This window comes from Streptomyces sp. B93, assembly GCF_018070565.1.
GTDB lineage: Bacteria > Actinomycetota > Actinomycetes > Streptomycetales > Streptomycetaceae > Streptomyces.
The window spans coordinates 238,761-258,116 of the sequence record NZ_JAGPXL010000004.1 but is presented as its reverse complement, the minus strand read 5'-3'; the positions used below and the strand labels follow the sequence as shown (position 1 = coordinate 258,116).

Here is a 19,356-nt window from a genome sequence, read left to right as displayed (position 1 = left end):
CCGTGATGTCCGACCCTGCCGTTAGTCTCGGGGATCATGCGACTGCTGCACACCTCCGACTGGCATCTCGGCCGGGCGTTCCACCGGGTGAACATGCTCGGGGCCCAGGCCGGGTTCATCGGCCACCTCGTCGCCACCGTCCGGGAGCGGGACGTGGACGCGGTGGTCGTGGCGGGGGACGTGTACGACCGCGCGGTGCCGCCGCTGGCCGCGGTCGAGCTGTTCGACGACGCGCTGCACCGGCTCGCCGACGCCGGGGTGCCCACGGTGATGATCTCCGGGAACCACGACTCCGCACGCCGTCTGGGAGTCGGCGCCGGGCTGATCGGGCGGGCCGGGATCCATCTGCGGACCGCGCCGTCGGAGGTCGGCACCCCCGTGGTGCTCCAGGACGCGCACGGCGACGTCGCCTTCTACGGCCTTCCCTATCTCGAACCCGCCCTCGTCAAGGACGAGTTCGGCACCGAGAAGGCCGGACACGAGCAGGTGCTGGGCGCCGCCATGGACCGCGTCCGCGCCGACCTCGCCGCACGCGCCCGTGGCACGCGCTCCGTCGTCCTCGCGCACGCCTTCGTCACCGGCGGCGAGGCCAGCGACAGCGAGCGGGACATCACCGTCGGCGGTGTGGCCTCCGTGCCCGCCGGGGTCTTCGACGGCGTCGACTACACCGCGCTCGGGCATCTGCACGGCTGCCAGACCATCACCGACCGCGTGCGCTACTCCGGCTCCCCGCTGCCGTACTCCTTCTCGGAGGCGGACCACCGCAAGAGCATGTGGCTGGTCGACCTCGGCGGTGACGGATCCGTCACCGCCGAGCGCGTGGACTGCCCGGTACCCCGGCGGCTGGCCCGCCTCCGCGGCACCCTGGAGGAACTGCTCGCCGACCCCGCGCTCGCCCGGCACGAGGACGCCTGGATCGAGGCCACGCTCACCGACCCGGTGCGCCCGGCCGAGCCCATGGCCCGGCTCAGCGAGCGCTTCCCGCACACCCTCAGCCTCGTCTTCGACCCCGACCGGGCCCCGGACGACCCCGACGTGACCTACGCCAGACGGCTCGCGGGCCGCAGCGACCAGCAGATCGCCGAGGACTTCGTCGCCCATGTGCGCGGCGCCGGACCCGACGCCCATGAGCGGGCCGTGCTGCGGGACGCGTTCGACGCCGTGCGCGCCGACCGGACCGTGCGGGAGGCCGCCGGATGAGGCTGCACCGACTCGACGTCACCGCCTTCGGACCGTTCGGCGGCTCCCAGAGCGTCGACTTCGACACCCTGTCGACCGCGGGGCTCTTCCTGCTGCACGGCCCGACCGGCGCGGGCAAGACCTCCGTCCTGGACGCGGTCTGCTACGCCCTCTACGGCTCCGTCCCGGGCGCCCGGCAGAGCGGACAGGGCCTCACCCTGCGCAGCGACCACGCCCCACCGGGCACCCGTACGACGGTGACGCTCGACCTGACCGTCGCGGGCCGCAGGCTGGAGATCACCCGGCAGCCGCCCTGGGAGCGCCCCAAGAAGCGCGGCACCGGCACCACGGTGGACAAGGCCCAGAGCTGGCTGCGCGAGTACGACGCCGTCACCGGCGCCTGGAAGGACCTCAGCCGCTCCCACCAGGAGATCGGCGAGGAGGTCACCCAGCTGCTCGGGATGAGCCGGGAGCAGTTCTGCCAGGTCGTGCTGCTGCCCCAGGGCGACTTCGCGGCGTTCCTGCGCGCCGACGCCGAGAAACGCGGCAAGCTGCTCGGGCGGCTCTTCGAGACCCACCGGTTCGCCGAGGTGGAGAAGCGACTCGCCGAACGCCGCCGCGCCACCGAGGCCGACGTCCGCGAGGGCGACGCGGCGCTGCTCGCCGACGCCCACCGCATGCAGCAGGCCGCGGGCGACGCCATGGAGCTGCCCGAGCTGCGACCGGGCGACCCCGGCCTGGCCGAGGCCGTGCTGAGCGCCGCCGCCGTCGCCCGCGCTACCGCGCGCGAGCAGCTCACCGTCGCCGGGTGCCGCCTGGCCGCCGCCGAGTCCGTCCAGGCCGCCGCCGACCGCGCCCTGGACGGCGTACGCGAACTGGCCCGCTTGCAGCGGCGGTTCGCCGAGGCGCGGGAGCGGGCGCGGCGGCTGGAGGAGCGGGCCGGGGCGCACCAGGAGGCGCAGGCGCGCATGGAGCGCTCCCGCAAGGCCGAGGCGGTCGCCCCCGCGCTGGAACTGCGGGACGAGGCCGACGCCGAGCACCGGCGGGCGGCCACCGTCGAGGCACACGCGCGTGCCGCGCTGCCGGACACCCTCGCGGACGCCTCAGCGGCCGGGCTGGCGGCCGCCGCGCGCCGGGCCACCGAGGAACTCGGCGGTCTGGAGTCCGCGCGCCGGGCCGAGCAGCGGCTCGCCGGACTCGCCGCGGAACGCGCCGACCTGGACCGTCAGGAGCGCGCCGACGACGACGTCCTCGGGGAGACGGAGGCCTGGCTCGCCGACTGGGACACCGCCCGCTCGGTGCTCCAGGCCCGGATCGACGCCGCCCAGGAGGCCGCGGGCCGCGCCGAGCAGCTCGACGCCCGCCGCGAACCCGCCCGGCAGCGCCTGGCCGCCGCCCGGATGCGCGACCGGCTCGCCCGCGACACCGAGGCCGCCCAGCGGCAGGCCCTCGCCTCCCGCGAAGCCGCCCTCGCGGCCCGCGCCCACTGGCTGGAGCTGAAGGAACAGCGGCTCAACGGCATCGCCGCCGAACTCGCCGCGAACCTCCGGGAGGGCGAGCCCTGCGCCGTCTGCGGCGCCACCGAGCACCCGGCGCCCGCACGGAAGGTCGCCGGACATGTCGACCGCGCGGCCGAGGAACGGGCGCTGGCGGACCACCAGCGCGCCGAGGAACGGCACACAGAGGACGAACGGCGGCTGGGCACCGTACGGGAGGCGCTGGCCGCCGCCACCGCCGAGGCGGGTGACGCGCCGACGGACCGGCTCGCCGCCGAGGCGGAGCAACTGGAGGACGAGTACGCGCGTGCGCGCCGGGACGCCTCCGCCCTGCACGCCGTACGGGAGGAGCTGCGGGCCGCCGAGGAGGAGCACGCGCGACGCACCGACGCACGGCAGCAGGCCGCCCTGAGGGCCGCCTCCCGGGTGGCGCGCCGTGACGCCCTCGACCGGGAAAGGGTCACTCTCGAAGAGGAGTTGACGCAGGCCCGGGGCGGTTTCGGCAGCGTCGCCGCGCGGGCCGCCCAGCTGGAGAGGCAGGCGGCACGGCTCACCGAGGCGGCCGAGGCCGCGCGCACCGCCGAGGACACCGCCCAGCGGCTCAAGGACGCCGACGCCCGGCTCGCGGACGCCGCCTACCGCGCGGGCTTCGAGACCCCGGGGGCCGCTGCCGCCGCCCTCCTCGACGACGGCGCCCACCGCGAGCTGCAACGACGGCTGGACGACTGGGCGACCGAACAGGCCGCCGTCCGCGCGGTCCTCGCCGAGGCCGACACCGCGGCCGCCGCCGAGCGGCCCCCCGTCGACGTCGCCGCCGCCGAGGACGCCGCCGCCACGGCCGGGCGGCGGGTACGGGACGCGGCCTCCGCGCGGGACGCCGCCGTCCGCCGCTGCGCCGAACTCGACCGGCTCTCCGCCCGCGCCGCCACGGGAGTACGGCGGCTCGCGCCGCTGCGTGAGGAGCACGACCGGGTGGCCCGGCTGGCCGCCCTCACCGCGGGCACCTCGGCGGACAACGAACGCCGGATGCGCCTGGAGTCGTACGTGCTGGCCGCCCGTCTGGAGCAGGTGGCCGCCGCCGCGACCGTACGGCTGAAGCGGATGTCGTCCGGCCGCTACACCCTCGTCCACTCCGACGACCGCACCGGACGGGGCCGCAGCGGGCTCGGACTGCATGTCGTGGACGCCTGGACCGGGCGGGAGCGGGACACGGCGACCCTGTCGGGCGGGGAGACCTTCTTCGCGTCGCTGGCGCTCGCCCTGGGGCTCGCGGACGTCGTCACCGACGAGGCGGGCGGGGTGCGCCTGGACACCCTCTTCATCGACGAGGGCTTCGGCAGCCTCGACGACCAGACCCTCGACGAGGTCCTCGACGTCCTCGACTCCCTGCGCGAACGGGACCGCAGCGTCGGCATCGTCAGCCATGTCGCCGATCTGCGGCGCCGGGTCCACGCGCAGCTGGAGGTGGTCAAGGGACGCTCGGGGTCGACGCTGCGGCTCTCGGGCGCGGGCTGAGCGTCAGCGGCCCAGCGGGCGGCGGGGCAGCGGTGAGGAGTAGACGACGCTGGTGGTCACCGAACCGAGCGCGGCGATCCGCCCGGACACCTCCTCCAAGTGACGCATGGACCGGGCGGCGACCTTGATCACGAAACAGTCGTCGCCGGTGACGTGGTGCGCCTCCAGGACCTCCGGCGTCACGGCCACCAGGTCGTGGAACGGCTTGTAGTTCGCGACGGGATAGCGCAGCCGTACGAAGGCCAGGATCGGCAGGCCGAGCCGCTCGGGGTCGACGACCGCCGCGTACCCCTCAATCACCCCGGCCTCCTCCAGCCGGCGCACCCGCTCGGTGACCGCGCTGGCGGACATGGAGACGGCGCGGGCCAACTCGGCGAAGGACGCCCGGCCGTCGCGCTGGAGGACTTCGAGGATGCGCCAGTCGGTGGCGTCGGGGGAATACGCGGTCATCCCCGATGGATAGCAGGCGAATCCCCGGCCGATCAAGCGGAACGCCGTCGATCCTCGGTTCTGCGGCCGTGTCCATGATCGTAGATTTCTGGCATGACCACCACCGCCGTGAACCCCGTCCTGCGGGTCGCCCCCGCCGCCCCCGCCGAGGCCGCCGCCCACTTCCGGGCGAGCCTCGCCTTCCACGCCGACGTCTCCGACGTGGCCGCCGCGCTCGCGGCCGACGGCGATCCGGGCTTCGTCGTCCTGGACTCCCGCTCCACCGAGTCCTGGGACCAGGGCCACGTCCCGGGCGCGGTCCACCTGCCCACCGCGCTCATTCCCGAGCAGGCCGAGCGGCTCCTCGACCGGTCGGTGCCGGTCGTGACGTACTGCTGGGGGCCCGCCTGCAACGGCGCCACCCGGGCCGCGCTCGCCCTCGCCGAACTCGGCTACCAGGTCAAGGAGATGCTCGGCGGCTTCGAGTACTGGGTGCGGGAGGGCTTCGAGTTCGAGACCTGGCAGGGCACCGAGCGCCGCCCGGCCGACCCGCTGACCGCGCCGTGGGCCGGGGACGACTGCGGGTGCTGACGCCCTGACCGGTGGCGGGACCGGGGAGTCCCGCCACCGGCACCGGGTCACAGCCGGGACAGCTCGTCCACCAGGTCGTCCAGGCCCAGGGAACCCTGGGAGAGGGCGGCCATGTGCCACGCCTTGAGGTCGAAGCCGTCGCCGTGCCGCTCGCGGGCCCGGTCACGGCCCAGCAGCCAGGCACGCTCGCCCAGCTTGTAGCCGATCGCCTGGCCCGGGATCGTCAGATAGCGGGTCAGCTCGCTCTCCACGAAGTCCGCCGGACGGCTGCTGTGCGAGCCGAAGAACTCCTGCGCCAGCTCCGGAGTCCAGCGCTCGCCCGGACGGAACGGGGAGTCCGCCGGGATCTCCAGCTCCAGGTGCATCCCGATGTCCACGATCACCCGCGCCGCCCGCATCATCTGCGCGTCCAGGTAACCCAGCCGCCGCTCCGCGTCGGTGAGGAAGCCCAGCTCGTCCATCAGCCGCTCCGCGTACAGCGCCCAGCCCTCGCAGTTGGCGCTGACCTGGCCGAGCGTCGCCTGGTAGCGGGAGAGCTTCCCGGCCACGTACGTCCACTGCGCGAGCTGGAGGTGATGGCCCGGCACGCCCTCGTGGTACCAGGTCGAGACCAGGTCGTAGACCGGGAAGCGGGTGTGGCCCATCGTCGGCAGCCAGGTGCGGCCCGGGCGGCTGAAGTCCTCCGACGGGGCCGTGTAGTACGGGGCCGCCGCACCGCCGGGCGGCGCGATCCGCGACTCCACCGCCCGCACCGGCCCGGCCAGCTCGAAGTGCGTGCCGTCCAGCGCCTCGATCGCCTCGTCCATGAGGCCCTGGAGCCACTCACGGACCTCGTCGACGCCCTCGATGTGCCGCCCGTGCTCGTCGAGGTGCGCGAGCGCGACCCATGGCGTGGCGGCGCCCGGCAGGATCCTCTCCGCCTCCTGTTTCATCTCGCCCAGCAGCCGGTGGTACTCGGACCAGCCGTACGCGTACGCCTCGTCCAGGTCCAGGTCGGTGCCGTTGAAGTAGCGCGCCCAGCGGGCGTACCGCTCCCGGCCCACCGTGTCCGGGGCGCCCTCGATCGTCGGCGCGTACACATCGCGCATCCAGTCCCGCAGCTCCAGCACGGCGGCGGTCGCCGACCGGGCGGCCTCGTCCAGCTCGGCGCGCAGGGCCTTGGGGCCGGCCGAGGCGAAGTCCTCGAACCAGCCCCGGCCCCCGGTGTCCGCGCCGGACCACTCGGTGAGCTGCTCGACGAAGGTGGCGGTCGGCCGCGGCGGCCCGTACAGCTTGCGGTCCAGACCGAGGGCGAGGGACTCGCGGTAACCCGCCAGCGCCGCCGGAACCGCGCGCAGCCGCTCGGCGATCGCCGCCCAGTCCTCGTCCGTGTCGGCCGGGGTCACGGTGAACACCTCACGCACCGAGTGCGGCGGCATGCCCAGATTGCCGACCGCGCGCAGGCCCTCCTCCGCCTCGTGCACGGCGAGTTCGGCGGTCAGCCGCTCGCGCAGCAGGCGCGCGCACCGGCGCTCGATGTCACTGTCCGCGCCGGGCTGCCGCTCCGCCTCGTCCAGCTTCGCCAGCGTCGTCCGGGCCAGCTCGGCCATCGCCTCCTGACCGGCCGGGGAGAGATCGGGCAGTCGGCTGGAGCACTCCCGCACACCGAGATACGTACCGGTGATCGGGTCGAGCGCGATGAACTCGTCGACATAGGCGTCGGCGACCGCGCGGGGCAGCGGGCTCGGGCTGTCGGTCTCCGGGTGGCTGGTCTCCGGCTGGCTCTTTCCTGGCATGCTCGTCTCTGACATGCGGACCATCCTCGTACGATGATCCGCCGCGCGTCAGCCCGATTGCGCCGAGGGCGTAGGCGGCAGCAAGGGGCCGCAGTCCCACTGCTGGAAGATCAGCCGGGTCTCGACCCGGGCCACTTCCTTCCGGGACGTGAACTCGTCCAGGACCAGGCGCTGCAAGTCGGCCATGTCCGCGACCGCGACATGGACGAGATAGTCGTCGGGGCCCGTGAGATGGAAGACGGTCCGGGACTCCGGCAGCGCCCGGATACGCTCCACGAACGGTCCCACCAGCTCCCGGCGATGCGGTCTGACCTGCACGGACAGCAGCGCCTGCAAGCCGCGGCCGAGCTTCGCCGGGTCCAGCCGCAGCTGATGGCCGAGAATCACCCCGGCCCGCCGCAGCCGGGTCACCCGGTCGAGACAGGTCGACGGCGCGACCCCGACCTGCGCCGCGAGGTCCCGGTACGTCGTCCGGGCGTCGTTCTGCAACAAGCGCAGAAGCTCCAGGTCCACCGGATCCAGTTCGACGGAGTCAGCCACCCGCCGAACGTAGCACGGGGTCTCGCCCCTCCCGCCCGTTCGACGTTCATCCTGCCGTGCATGGACACCCCCATGGACATACCTGCCGCCCGCCGGGCCCTGGCCACCGAGGCCGTGCACGCCGGACGCGACGACCTCGCCCGGCAGGGGCTGCACGCCGCGCCCATCGACCTGTCGACCACCTACCCGTCGTACGACAGCCGTGGCGAGGCCGCCCGGATCGACGCGTTCGCCGCCACCGGCGCCGAACCGGACGGTCCGCCCGTCTACGCCCGCCTGGGCAATCCGACCGTCGCACGCTTCGAGACCGCGCTGGCCCGGCTGGAGGGCACCGAGGCCGCCGTCGCGTTCGCCAGCGGCATGGCCGCGCTGAGCGCGGTCCTGCTGGTCCGGGCCTCCCTCGGGCTGCGGCACGTGGTCGCCGTACGGCCGCTGTACGGGTGCAGCGACCATCTGCTGACCGCGGGGCTGCTGGGCTCGGAGGTCACCTGGACCGACCCGGCCGGGGTCGCCGACGCGCTGCGCCCCGACACGGGCCTGGTGATGGTCGAGTCCCCGGCCAACCCGACCCTCGCCGAGACCGATCTGCGGGCCCTGGCACACGCCTGTGGGTCGGTGCCGCTGCTGGTGGACAACACCTTCGCCACTCCCGTGCTGCAAAGGCCCCTCGAGCAGGGCGCGCGTCTGGTGCTGCACAGCGCCACGAAGTACCTCGGCGGGCACGGGGACGTCATGGCGGGCGTGGTGGCCTGCGACGAGGAGTTCGCCGGACGGCTGCGGCAGGTGCGCTTCGCCACCGGGGGAGTGCTCCACCCGCTGGCCGGATACCTGCTGCTGCGCGGTCTGTCGACGCTGCCGGTGCGGGTGCGCGCCGCCTCGGAGAACGCCGCCGAACTCGCGCGCCGTCTCGCCGCCGACCCGCGCGTGGCCGCCGTGCACTATCCGCGCATCGGCGGCGCCATGGTCGCCTTCGAGACGCACGGCGACCCGCACGAGGTCATCGGCGGCGTCCGCCTCATCACCCCGGCCGTCAGCCTCGGCAGCGTCGACACCCTCATCCAGCACCCGGCCTCCATCAGCCACCGCATCGTCGACGCCGACGACCGCCGCGGCGCCGGGGTCAGCGACCGGCTGCTGCGCATGTCGGTCGGCCTGGAGGACGTGGACGACCTGTGGGCCGACCTGGACGGTGCCCTCGGCCAGGGTCCCGCGGAGCACGCCGCGGCGGGCGCCGGGCACCGGACGGGGCCGGGCGTGTGAGCAGGCCGTGAACTGGCACCCCGCGCCCCTCTCGGGGCGCGGGGACCCGCGTGCCCAGCCACGACGGCGCGGCGGTAGCCACCCTCCCGGGACAGCCCTCTAACTGAGGCTCCGCTCCTGCCAAGCCGGCGCAGCGACTGCCGTCGCGTCCAGTCGCGCGGTGATCACCAACGTCCCCTCCTCGATCTGGTAGTCGAGAGGGAGCCCGAGTCCGCGCATCGCGGCGACCATGCCCGTGTTGGACGCCTGCGTCACGGCGTACACGCTCTCGCAGCCCGCCTCGACGGCCATCGCGACCAGTCGGCCGAGCAGTTCCCCGCCGATGCCGCGGCGCTGCCACTCGTCCTCCACCAGCAGCGCGACCTCCGTCTCGTCGCCGTCCCACAGCAGATGACCGAGCCCGACGATCCGCCCGGAGGTGGTCTGCATCGCGAGCGTCCGCCCGAACCGCGGGCTGAGCAGGTGGTTCAGATAGCGGTCGGCGTCCTTGACCGGCCCGTGGTACCGCAGCTGGAGCGTCCTCGTCGAGCACCGCTCGTGCATCGCCTTCGCGGCGTCGAGATCACGCTCGTCGGCGCGGCGGACGGTGATCGCGTTGCCCTCGGGCAGGGTGAGCACGTCCTGCCCGTGCGGGATGCGCGGGCCGAGCCGGGTGTCCAGCTCCACCAGGGCGCGCGCCCGGGCGAACTCCGTCGGGGTGAACGGCAGATACGGCCGCTCCACGGTGATCACGCCGCCTTCCCGTGAACGCAGCCGCATCACCGTGTCCTCCGGCATCCCGTCCTCGGGGCCGTCTTCCGTCGCCCCCTGCCCGCCCGGGGCCGGGGGGAGCGACCGGATGGTGCACCGGCCCAGCAACTGCCGCAGCGCCAGCGGGAGTTCTGCCGCGTCCAGGGCGGTGCGGGTGGCCAGGCCGAGGACCCGGGTCGGCGCGTCCACCAGGTCGTGGGCGTCGGCCCGCTCGATCCAGGTGCCGGAGCCTTTGGCCCGGGCGACCGCACGGGTGATCTCGGCGGGCGCCAGGGCCGCAGGGCTGCGCAGCAGGAACTCGTCCACGGTGCCGTGGCCCAGCGGATGCGTCTGGAGGCTCAGGATGTCGACCCGGTGCCCGGCGAGTGCCGTGCACAGCGCGGCCAGTGAGCCCGGCTCGTCCTGCACCGTGGTGCGCATCCGCCACAGCACGCTCTTGCCGGTCGCGTCCTCGGTGGCGGGGGAGGAAGCCTCGGACGGCCCGGTCTGTTCCGCGGTGGGGCGCGGCCGGGCACGGGTATCGCTCGTCGGCGGAGCGTGCCCGTGGCGGCGTGACCACCAGGTGTGGAAGGCGGCGGTGGCCAGCAGCACCACCGCGGAGATCACCAGCAGCGCCGGACCGTCCGGGCCGTGCCCGATCAGGTTGGCCACGGCGTCCGCCACCGCCACCGCGGTGAAGAGCGCGGCCAGTTCGACCACGTCGCGTCGCCAGTGGTGCACGGGACGTCCGTCTTTCGCTCGTGTCACATCAGACATGTTCGGAGTCATGAGACCACTGTGAAGGAAGGGTGTTGCGTGATCACGAACGCTCTGTGACTGATCGGTAAAGTGTGGATCTGTACCTTTTGCAGATTTTATTGCGGTTGTGTTGCGGCGCCCGTGGGGAGCGGTGCCCGGAATCTCATGCGGCCACCTCCTCGGCCAGCGCGGCGCGCAGCCGCCGGGCCTGGGACACGAGCCGCGAGGAACCGCGCCGGTCCGCCGCCCCCGCCAGATGCGGCAGCTCGCCCCGCGCCCCGGACCGCTCCGCGCACTCCGCGGCCACCGCCAGCAGCTCGCCCAGACCGCGCGCCGGAGCGGGCCCGCCGCCCGTCGCCAGCTCGGCCAGCAGGACGGGCAGGGTGTGCCGGAGCATCCCCCACACCGTGCCGTGCGCCCCGGTGGACGCCGCCGTCCGCGCCGACTCGGCGAGCCGCAGCGGCTTCACCGCGCCCCGCCGCACCAGCTCCCCGAGGTCGGCGCCCAGCCCGGCGGCGTCGAGCTGCCCACGGGCGGCCAGCACCAGCAGCGCGTCCACCGAGGCCAGCCGGTCCTCGGGATGGCGTGCGCCCAGACCGTAGGCCAGGCCCAGCCGCAGCGCGTCGCCCGCCTCGCCGCCGGACTCGGCCAGCGCGGGAAGTATCGCGGCGGTGCCCCGGTCGTCATTGACGGCCAGATCGGAGAGGTCGCCCAGCAGCCGCGCCGCCACCAGCTCCCGCCGCTCGGGGAGCAGGGTCAGCCAGTGCGCGTATATGGCCGCGTCCCAGTGCGGGCAGCCCCGTGACCTCTTCAGGTCGTCCACCGGACGGGCGAGGGGCTGGAAGTCCGCCGGGAAGTCCTCCCCGACATCGCACAGTTCGGGGACGTCGCCGTACTCGACCAGGATCCGGCTGCCCGCGGTCACCCGCCCGTGCGTGGGCGGGACGGCCTCCGGGGCGGTCAGCCAGCGCGCCAGCCGGGCGCCTTCCGCGGTGCCGAGGGCGGCCGCCCGCTCGGCCGCCGCCGAGGCAGCCGCACGGTCGGAGCGGCGCACCCGCAGCAGGGCCTGGGCGAAGTCGGCCGCCGCCACCTCTGCCCCCAGCCGCCGGTAGGTGTCGAGGCGGTCCACCAGCTCGTCCGGCTCCAGCAGGCCCGTGCTCCAGGTCGGCGTGGACAGCAGCAGCGGCAGCGGCTTGGTGGCCAGTCGGTACGCCACCTCCCACAGGCGGGCCTCGAAGGCACCGGCCAGGGCGCCGTGCACACACGCGCGGCGACCGGTCTCCTGGGTCACCGCCCGGCGCAGTGTGGAGGTGCGGACCCGGCCCCGTACGGTGGCCAGCAGCAGGTCAAGTCCGTGCGACGGGAAGAAGAAGCCCAGGTGGGACGGGCTGAAGTAGTCGTCCGTGCGGTGCGCGAAGGCGGTGTCACCGCCGCCCCACCACTGCCGTGAGACGACCGGTTCCAGTGCCTCGGCCAATGCCGCCCAGTCGTCGTGGGCGTGGCGCACCAGCCCGTCCAGCACCCGCTCGAACGCCCCCACGTCGTCCCCCGACGCCAGTACGGCGCCCACCTCCTCGGCGACCTCCACCGCCGTCCGGGGGGCGGGCGAGAGCCGCACCGGCTCCGGCACGGGCGGCAGCACCTCGGCGTACACCGTCGCCGCCGCGGGCATCGGGTCCACGCCCAGCGTCCGCGCCGCCCGGGCCCGCAGGGCGGGGATCAACTGCTCGGCGTCCGACCCCAGCCGGGCCCGCAGCTCCTGCGAGTCGGCCTTCCTCAGATGCCGCTCCACGAGCTTGAGCGCCCGCTCCTGCACATCGGAGTCCTCGTGCCCGAACGCCTCCGCCACCGCGGGCAGCAGCTCACCGGCCGCGTCGGCGTTGCGCGCCAGCACCTTGCCGAGCAGCACCAACTGCGCCCGCACGAGCTTCTTCTCGCTGCGGAAGAGCACCGCGCCCGACATCTCCGCCAGTCGCCCCGGGGCCAGCTCACCGTCGAGCGCCAGCGCCGCCAGCACCGACTGGGCGTGCGCGGCCACCGGCGACGCCGCGTCCGCGGCCAGCGCCAGCCAGTCGGCGATCCGCTCCCGCTCCTCGTCCCGGCTCAGCTCCAGCGCCTTCAACAGCCGCAGGAACAGGCGGAGATCGACGGCCGGGCCGCCTCGCAGCAGCCGGGCCACGCACGCGTCCACCGTCCTACGGCGGTCCAGCACGCCCTCCGCGGTGAGCCCGGCGAGGGCGCCGGTCCAGCTGTCCGGCCCGTCGTGGTCCGGCCAGCCGAGCCGACCGCCGATGTCGTCCGTCTCGAAGAGCGCGCCGACCAGCGGCACCAGATGCGGGTCCTTGCGCAGCCGGTCCAGCAGCGTGCCCCCGCACTGCCAGGAGCCGTGGACGTGCTCCGCCCACCCCCGCACATAGGCGTCGGTCGTCGGCGCCGCACAGCCGGCCAGCCGCACCAGTCCCGCCATCAGCTCGTACGGCACCCAGGCCGTCGCCGGACGCTGGGCGAGCCGGTGCGCCACATCGGCCAGCCAGTCCGCCTCCCGGTCCCCGAGTACATGCAGCAACACCGCGGGCGACGCCCCCGACCAGCGCATGTCGGCCGCCGCGAGCCAGCTCGCCGCCCCCGCGGCCCCCGTCTGGCAGGCCGCCCCCGCGGCATGCAGCGCAGGGTAGGCGCGCCGCGCCTGTGAGTTCCAGGGCTCCTTGCGCAGTTCCTTGCGCAGCTCCTTCAGCTCGGCGACATGACCGCGCCGTTCGGCGTCCGTCAGACCGTCCAGCAGCCCCACGACCTCCGCCGTACGGCCCGCCCGCACCAGCTCCAGCAGCGAACTCATCGCGCACCCCCGTCAACCGTCGTCATCGACCCGACCCGCTCCCCGGCGCCCCGCCGGACCATCCGCACCGCCAGCGCGTGCTTGCAGGGACCGCGCCCGCCCCGGTACCTGGCCCACCACAGACAGCTGCAACTGAGCACCCCGTCCTCGTCCCGCACCCGGTGCGCATGGCCGTCCTCGGCCGTCACCGTAGCGAGTCCACCGTCCATGGTGACCGCGCCCGCCGCCACCAGCGCCCGGGCCGACCGCAGCCGCGGGTTGTGCCGCTCGAGGCGCTCGGCGTCGTAGGGCAGCTCCCGGTGGAAGTAGGCGGCCTCCGCCGGGTCGTACCCCACCCTGCCGGAGGTGCCGAGGCGGATCAGCGCCGCCCGCACGCGCGCCTCCGGCAGCCCCGAGGCGGCGGCCAGGTCGGTGACGTCGATGCGCGGCTCCCAGGCCAGCAGCACCGAGATCAGCTCGGCGTCCTCGGCCGCCTCGTCGGTGGCGAGCGCGTCCAGCACGCCGCCCTCGCCGGAGAACCCGCGCGAGGCGTCCGGCGACAGTGTCAGGGTGAGCCGCATGCCCGGCAGGACCACCTCCCAGGCGCTGGCCACGGCGGCGGCCGTCGCGGCGGGGCCGTACACCCGCAGGGCCGTCGCGTGCCGCAGCACCCGCTGGAGGGCGATCAGCCGCTCCGGGCCCGGCAGACACACCGCGCCGGGCACCGCCCAGGTGGTCGGCCGCAGCCCCCGCCCGGCGGGCACCACCCACCGGGCACCGCCGGACGCGCCCCGTGCCCCGCCGCGCGGCAGCGACCGCAGGAACCGCACGGCCTCCGCCGCCGGCAGCTCGGCCCGCAGCTCGAAGTCGGCCGCTATCACCTGCGCCTCGGCGAAGCCCCGCAGCCAGCGGTCGGGCAGCGGCACCTTCTTCTCCACCACCGGCCCGTCCAGCGTGGTCACGGCCAGCTCCTGCGGGCCGACCCGCAGGTGCAGCGGATCGTCCGTGCCGATCCTCGACAACGCCTCGCGCAGTGGGTTGTTGACGTCGACGTTGGTGGTGCCGTGCCCCACCTCGCCGCCGTCGAGGCCCGCCGACAGCACGTCCAGGCGGGCGTACACCCCGCCGCAGCCGGAGAAGGACTCGAAGCGCAGCCGGTCGCCGTTGCCCGTCACCACCGGGTCCAGCGAGGCCCGCAGCTGCTGCTGGTAGTACCGGGCGGCGGCCACGTCCGCGACCGCCAGCAGGCCCGCCGACGCCACCTGAGGCGACGTCAGGAAGCCCGCGAAGAACTGTGGATGGTCCTGCACACCGGAGGACGTCGCGCCCCGGGAGGTCTCCAGCCCGAGGCGCCGTCCGCCCACCGCGGGCTCCAGCACGGAGGGTCGCCGATAGGTCACGGCCTGCATCGATCGCGTCATGGGAAAACCGTAGAGGCGGCCACTGACAATCGACCTGACCTGCGAAAACGCCAACCCGGCAGGTGAGTTCGGCGCACTGGGACCCGCGCCGCGCACCGGGGGATGACGCCGGTGCGCGGCACGCGATCGAGGGTACGGGACGCGCCCTACTGGCCGACCCGGCCCGGCTGGAGCACCTTGGTGAACAGCACCGTGCCGTCCTGTTCGCGCAGCCGGACCGTCAGTTCCGCGCTGTCGCCGTCGATGCCGACCTCGCCGAAGAACTGGTAGCCACCGGCCGGGGACACGTTCGACGCCGTCGGCGCCTTCACGAACACCCGCTCCGGACCGAAGGTGCCGTCGAGGGCGTTGGCGGGGAACGCCCCGGCGTTGAGCGGCCCCGACACGAACTCCCAGAACGGCTCGAAGTCGGTGAACGCGGCCCGCGACGGCTGGTAGTGCTGCGCCGAGGTGTAGTGCACGTCGGCCGTCAGCCACACCGTGCCGGTGATCCTCCGGTGCTTGATGTACCGCAGCAGCTCGGCGATCTGGAGTTCGCGGCCGAGCGGAGCGCCCGGGTCGCCCTGCGCGACCGCCTCGATGTGCGGCCTGCCGTCCCCGGTGTCCGGCACGACCAGGCCGAGCGGCATGTCGGAGGCGATCACCTTCCAGACGGCCCGGGAGCGGGACAGCTCACGCTTGAGCCACGACAGCTGCTCGCGGCCGAGGATGCCCTGCTCGTCGGTGGTCTGGTCGTCCGTCGAGTTGGCGTTGCGGTAGGTGCGCATGTCCAGGACGAAGACGTCCAGCAGCGGGCCGTAGTGCTGGACCCGGTGCACCCGGCCGCCGGGGCGGCGCAGCGTCGAGATCGGGAAGTACTCCGAGAACGCCTGCCGGGCGCGGGCGGCGAGCACGTCGACGCTCTTCTCGGTGTACCGGGCGTCGGTGAGGATCTCACCCGGGTACCAGTTGTTGGTGACCTCGTGGTCGTCCCACTGGACGATCGACGGGACCTGGGCGTTGAACCGCCGCAGGTTGTCGTCGAGCAGGTTGTAGCGGAAGTTGCCGCGGAACTCCGCCAGGGTCTCGGCGACCTTGGACTTCTCCTCGGTGGTGATGTTCCGCCAGGTGCCGCCGTCGGGCAGCGCCGCGGTCGCCGCTATCGGGCCGTCCGCGTACACGGTGTCGCCGCTGAACAGGAAGAAGTCCGGGTCGAGCGCGGCCATCGCGTCGAAGATCCGGTAGCCGCCGAAGTCGGGGTTGATGCCCCAGCCCTGGCCCGCCAGGTCGCCGGACCACACGAAACGCACGTCGTCGCGGCGGCGCACCGACGCCGTGCGGAAGGTGCCGGTGACCGGCTCACCGGTGCGGCGCGGGTCGTCCGGGTCGGCGAGCAGTACCCGGTAGTGGATCTGCTCGCCGGGCGGCAGTCCGTGCAGCCGGGTGGTGCCGGTGAAGTCGCTGCCGGAGCCCAGCAGCGGGCCGTGCCAGCTGCGCGGGTTGCGGAACGACTCGGTCGCGGACGTCTCCACGATCATCCGGGCCGGGCGGTCCGAACGCACCCACACCAGGCCGGAGTTCGCGGTCACGTCACCGGTCTGCACGCCCCAGCCCGCCCGGGGACGGCCGGACAGGGCGAGCGCCGGGGCGGCGCCGAGGGCGCCGGGCAGGGACAGCGCGGCCGACGCCGCGAGGGAGCCGCGCAGTACGCTGCGGCGGCCCGGGGACGGACGGTGGGACATGGGTGGACCTCCAGGGCGGAATCCGGCCGGTGTGACCTGCCACAACTACTGGGGCGCCGCAGCGCCCACGCAAACCGGAAGTGAACAACTGGCCGACCCGGCCACGACACCGGCCCCAGGGTCAGATCACCGCTTCCGCCATCAGCCGCACCCCTTCCCGGATCCGCGACGGCGGCAGCTGGGCGTACCCCAGGACCAGCCGCACCACCGGTCCGTCGTCGTGCTCGGTGCCCGCGTGCCGGTACGCCGCCACCGTCCGCACCGCCACCCCGGCCTCGGCCGCGCGCGCCACGAACCGCTCCCCTGGGCCGTACCCCCATGGCAGCGTGGCGATGACGTGCAGCCCGGCCGCGATGCCGGTCACCTCCGTGCCGGGGAAGTGCTCGGCCAGGGACGCGACCAGCGTGTCGCGCCGCTCCCGGTAGGCCTGGCGGGCGCGGCGCAACTGCCGGTCGTAGTCGCCGCGTTCCAGGAAGCGGGCGAAGATCTCCTGGTCGAGGGTGGGATGCCCGAGGTCCATGGCCCGTTTGCGCGTCACGACCTCCTCCGCCAGCGCCTGGGGCACCAGCAGCCAGCCCAGCCGCAGTCCGGGGGCGAGGGACTTGCTGACCGACCCGGCGTAGGCCACGTGGTCCGGGTCGAGTCCCTGGAGGGCGCCCACGGGCGCGCGGTCGTAGCGGAAGTCGCCGTCGTAGTCGTCCTCCAGGACGATCCCGTCGACGGACCGCGCCCAGTCGAGGAGTGCGACGCGGCGCCGCGCGGAGTAGGCGATCCCGGTGGGGAACTGGTGCGACGGCGTGGTCAGCACGGCCCGGACGCCGGACGACCGCAGCGGGCCGAGCGCGATCCCCTCGTCGTCCACGGGCAGCGGGACGACGCCGACCCCGGTGGTTGGGTAGAGGGCGTCGAGGTGCGGACTGCCCGGGTCCTCCACCCCGACGGCCCGCAGCCCGCGCGCGTGCAGGACGTGCCCGAGCAGGGTCGTCGCCTGGGTCACCCCGGAGACGATCACCAGCAGCTCCGGGTCCGCGACCACACCCCGGCGGCGGGCGAGCAGCCCGGCCAGCGCCGTGCGCAGCCGGGGCAGACCGCGCGGGTCGGGGTAGCCGAGGTCCTGGTGCGGCAGTTCGGCCAGCACGCCGCGCTGGGCGGCCGTCCAGGCGGCACGCGGGAACAGCGACAGGTCCGGGGTGCCGGGCACGAACCCGACCTTGGCGCCGGGGGAGCGGGGGGCGAGGTCACGCGCGCGTGGGCGGGCGGCCCGCACCGCCTCGCTCACCCACGTCCCGGCGCCCCGCCCGGAGCGCAGGTACCCCTCCGCCGTCAGCTGCTCGTACGTCTCCGTCACCAGCCCGCGCGACACCCCGAGGTCGGCGGCGAGGTCCCGGCTCGACGGCAGCCGGGTGCCCGGCGCCAGCCGCCCCGAGCGGACCGCCGCACGCAGCGCGGCCTGGAGCGTGCGGCCACGCGCGCGTGCGGGTGCGGCGGCGGCTGCGAGGAGGAGTTCCCGGGCGGCGGGCGGCCCGGACGGCGACGACGTCATGCCTGTGGACCTTAGACGGCGATGCCCGTGTTCCGCGCCCGTGTTCCGCGAGGGGTTGCGTCAACTCCCGCGTAAACAGAGTGAATGACCGCAGCGAGGGGGCAGGCTGATGTCGCGCCCCGGTACCGTACGCGCAATTCCTGGAGCGCCTGTGGATGCCAAGAACCGTTTCGAGACGAAGACCACCTTCGCGCTTTCCCGGCTCGAATGGCTGGCCGCTTTCGTCGTCTCGCTCGTGCTCGCCTTCCAGCACCATTCCGAAATCCGTTGGTGGGTTTTCGTGCTGTTCTTCGCGGTGATCGACGTCATCGGCTACGTTCCCGGCGCCATCGCGTTCCGGCGCAGCCGGGACAAGAGCGTCCCGCGCGGCTACTACGTGGCCTACAACACCATGCACAGCCTGGTCACGGCGGGTGTGCTGGCCGGCGCGTGGGCGCTGTTCGTCAGGCCGGAATGGGCGCTCCTCGCGCTTCCCATCCACCTCATGGGCGACCGGGCGCTCTTCGGGAACTCCCTGAAACCCTTCGGTGTCGCCTTCGAACCGGAGACCGACCCGGCCTACCGGGAATTCGAGCAGCGGTACGGAAAGAAGAACGCGCGGGTCCCGATGGAGGGCAAGAATGCAGTCGGTGTTTGACACGCTCGCCGCACACAGTGACAACCCCAGTTCCTTTCTCGCCCTGAACAGCGGCAACGACTATTTCCGCGACGAACGCTTCGACGGCGCCTGTGCATATCGCCGCTCCGGTCGGTACGTACTGCAATTCGGCGGCCCGTTCACCGCGCCGGAACACCGCGCGCGGCTGCTCACGTCCTTCGCCGAGCACGCCGGAAGGCGCCTGGTCGCCGTACAACTCCAGCGTGAGGACGCCGAGTTGTACGCGCGCCATGGGTTCACGGTCAACCAGATCGGGGCGTCGTACGCCGTCGACCTGGCCCGATTCACCCTGCGCGGCTCGAAGTTCGTGCGGCTGCGCAACAAGATCTCGCGGGCCCGGCGCGCGGGTCTCGAGGTCGTCGAGCTGCGGCCCGACGACGACCTGGGCGAGCTGGACCGGCTGGACGACCGCTGGCTGCGCGACAAGGGCCGCCACGTCAAGGAGCTGCGGTTCCTCGTCGGCCAGCGCACCGGCCCCCTCCAGGAGCACCGCAGGCTGTTCGTCGGCCGCGTCGACGGCCAGGCCGTCGGGTACATCAACTACTCGCCCGTCTACGGCAGCCGCCCCGGCTGGCTGCACGACCTCAGCCGCCGCCTGCCCGACGCGCCCCCCGGAGTCATGGAGGCGCTCAACGCCACCGTCATCGAGCGCTTCACCGAGGACGGCGCCGGGTGGCTGCACTTCGGGTTCACGCCGTTCACCGGGCTCGCCGACGAGCACGAACTGCCCGGCGCCAGCCGGACGTTCACCCGGTTCGCCCGGCTGCTCGCCGAGCACGGCACGGCGATCTACCCGGCCGCCTCCCAGCTCGAGTACAAGGAGAAGTGGGCCCCGCACGCGGTCCTCCCCGAGTACCTCGCCTTCAAGGGCAGGCCCCGCCTCGGCGCCGTGTGGCAGCTGCTGCGCGCCACCAACGCCGTATGA

Annotated in this window: 14 protein-coding genes; 6 read left to right on the top strand and 8 right to left on the bottom strand. The window is 74.2% G+C overall.

Translation table 11 applies throughout. From position 1 onward, the window contains the following. Positions 1-36 precede the first annotated feature (36 nt). Positions 37-1,200 carry an exonuclease SbcCD subunit D gene (locus KBY47_RS06345; RefSeq protein WP_210919927.1) on the top strand — a complete coding sequence of 388 codons (1,164 nt, stop codon included), beginning with the start codon at positions 37-39 and terminating at the stop codon, positions 1,198-1,200. Beyond that, on the top strand, positions 1,197-4,190 hold the full coding sequence (locus KBY47_RS06340) for an AAA family ATPase (RefSeq protein WP_210919926.1): 2,994 nt from the start codon (positions 1,197-1,199) through the stop codon (positions 4,188-4,190). The genes KBY47_RS06345 and KBY47_RS06340 overlap by 4 nt, the downstream gene beginning before the upstream one ends. Positions 4,191-4,193: 3 nt before the next feature. On the opposite strand, the gene KBY47_RS06335 is transcribed toward KBY47_RS06340, so the two are convergent. Further along, positions 4,194-4,640 carry an Lrp/AsnC family transcriptional regulator gene (locus KBY47_RS06335; protein WP_210919925.1) on the bottom strand — a complete coding sequence of 149 codons (447 nt, stop codon included), beginning with the start codon at positions 4,638-4,640 and terminating at the stop codon, positions 4,194-4,196. Between the two features lie 93 nt (positions 4,641-4,733). On the opposite strand from KBY47_RS06335, the gene KBY47_RS06330 reads away from it, so the two are divergent. Continuing rightward, positions 4,734-5,210, top strand: a complete 477-nt coding sequence (locus KBY47_RS06330) for a rhodanese-like domain-containing protein (protein ID WP_210919924.1) — start codon at positions 4,734-4,736, stop codon at positions 5,208-5,210. A gap of 47 nt (positions 5,211-5,257) precedes the next feature. On the opposite strand, the gene KBY47_RS06325 is transcribed toward KBY47_RS06330, so the two are convergent. Beyond that, positions 5,258-6,985: a DUF885 domain-containing protein gene (locus KBY47_RS06325; RefSeq protein ID WP_210919965.1), complete on the bottom strand. Its 1,728-nt coding sequence runs from the start codon at positions 6,983-6,985 to the stop codon at positions 5,258-5,260. A 48-nt stretch (positions 6,986-7,033) separates the two neighbouring features. After that, positions 7,034-7,525 carry an Lrp/AsnC family transcriptional regulator gene (locus tag KBY47_RS06320; RefSeq protein ID WP_210919923.1) on the bottom strand — a complete coding sequence of 164 codons (492 nt, stop codon included), beginning with the start codon at positions 7,523-7,525 and terminating at the stop codon, positions 7,034-7,036. A 60-nt stretch (positions 7,526-7,585) separates the two neighbouring features. Between KBY47_RS06320 and KBY47_RS06315 the strand changes: the two genes are divergently transcribed. Continuing rightward, positions 7,586-8,785: a PLP-dependent aspartate aminotransferase family protein gene (locus KBY47_RS06315; RefSeq protein WP_210919922.1), complete on the top strand. Its 1,200-nt coding sequence runs from the start codon at positions 7,586-7,588 to the stop codon at positions 8,783-8,785. A 99-nt stretch (positions 8,786-8,884) separates the two neighbouring features. On the opposite strand, the gene KBY47_RS06310 is transcribed toward KBY47_RS06315, so the two are convergent. The 5 genes from KBY47_RS06310 to KBY47_RS06290 form a co-directional block, all read right to left on the bottom strand. Then, positions 8,885-10,303, bottom strand: coding sequence for a GNAT family N-acetyltransferase (locus tag KBY47_RS06310; RefSeq protein ID WP_210919921.1), 1,419 nt, complete (start codon positions 10,301-10,303; stop codon positions 8,885-8,887). Positions 10,304-10,436: 133 nt separating this feature from the next. Further along, positions 10,437-13,109, bottom strand: a complete 2,673-nt coding sequence (locus KBY47_RS06305; protein ID WP_210919920.1) for a DUF6493 family protein — start codon at positions 13,107-13,109, stop codon at positions 10,437-10,439. Further along, positions 13,106-14,509: an SWIM zinc finger family protein gene (locus tag KBY47_RS06300; RefSeq protein WP_210919919.1), complete on the bottom strand. Its 1,404-nt coding sequence runs from the start codon at positions 14,507-14,509 to the stop codon at positions 13,106-13,108. The genes KBY47_RS06305 and KBY47_RS06300 overlap by 4 nt, the downstream gene beginning before the upstream one ends. 146 nt (positions 14,510-14,655) lie before the next feature. Next, entirely contained in the window at positions 14,656-16,230 is a 1,575-nt protein-coding gene (locus tag KBY47_RS06295; RefSeq protein ID WP_210919918.1) for an alkaline phosphatase, read from the bottom strand. Positions 16,231-16,351: 121 nt separating this feature from the next. Beyond that, positions 16,352-17,773 carry a PLP-dependent aminotransferase family protein gene (locus KBY47_RS06290; protein WP_210919917.1) on the bottom strand — a complete coding sequence of 474 codons (1,422 nt, stop codon included), beginning with the start codon at positions 17,771-17,773 and terminating at the stop codon, positions 16,352-16,354. A 151-nt stretch (positions 17,774-17,924) separates the two neighbouring features. Between KBY47_RS06290 and KBY47_RS06285 the strand changes: the two genes are divergently transcribed. Both KBY47_RS06285 and KBY47_RS06280 read left to right on the top strand, forming a co-directional pair. Further along, positions 17,925-18,410, top strand: coding sequence for a hypothetical protein (locus tag KBY47_RS06285; protein WP_210919916.1), 486 nt, complete (start codon positions 17,925-17,927; stop codon positions 18,408-18,410). Then, entirely contained in the window at positions 18,394-19,356 is a 963-nt protein-coding gene (locus KBY47_RS06280) for a bifunctional lysylphosphatidylglycerol flippase/synthetase MprF (protein ID WP_210919915.1), read from the top strand. The genes KBY47_RS06285 and KBY47_RS06280 overlap by 17 nt, the downstream gene beginning before the upstream one ends.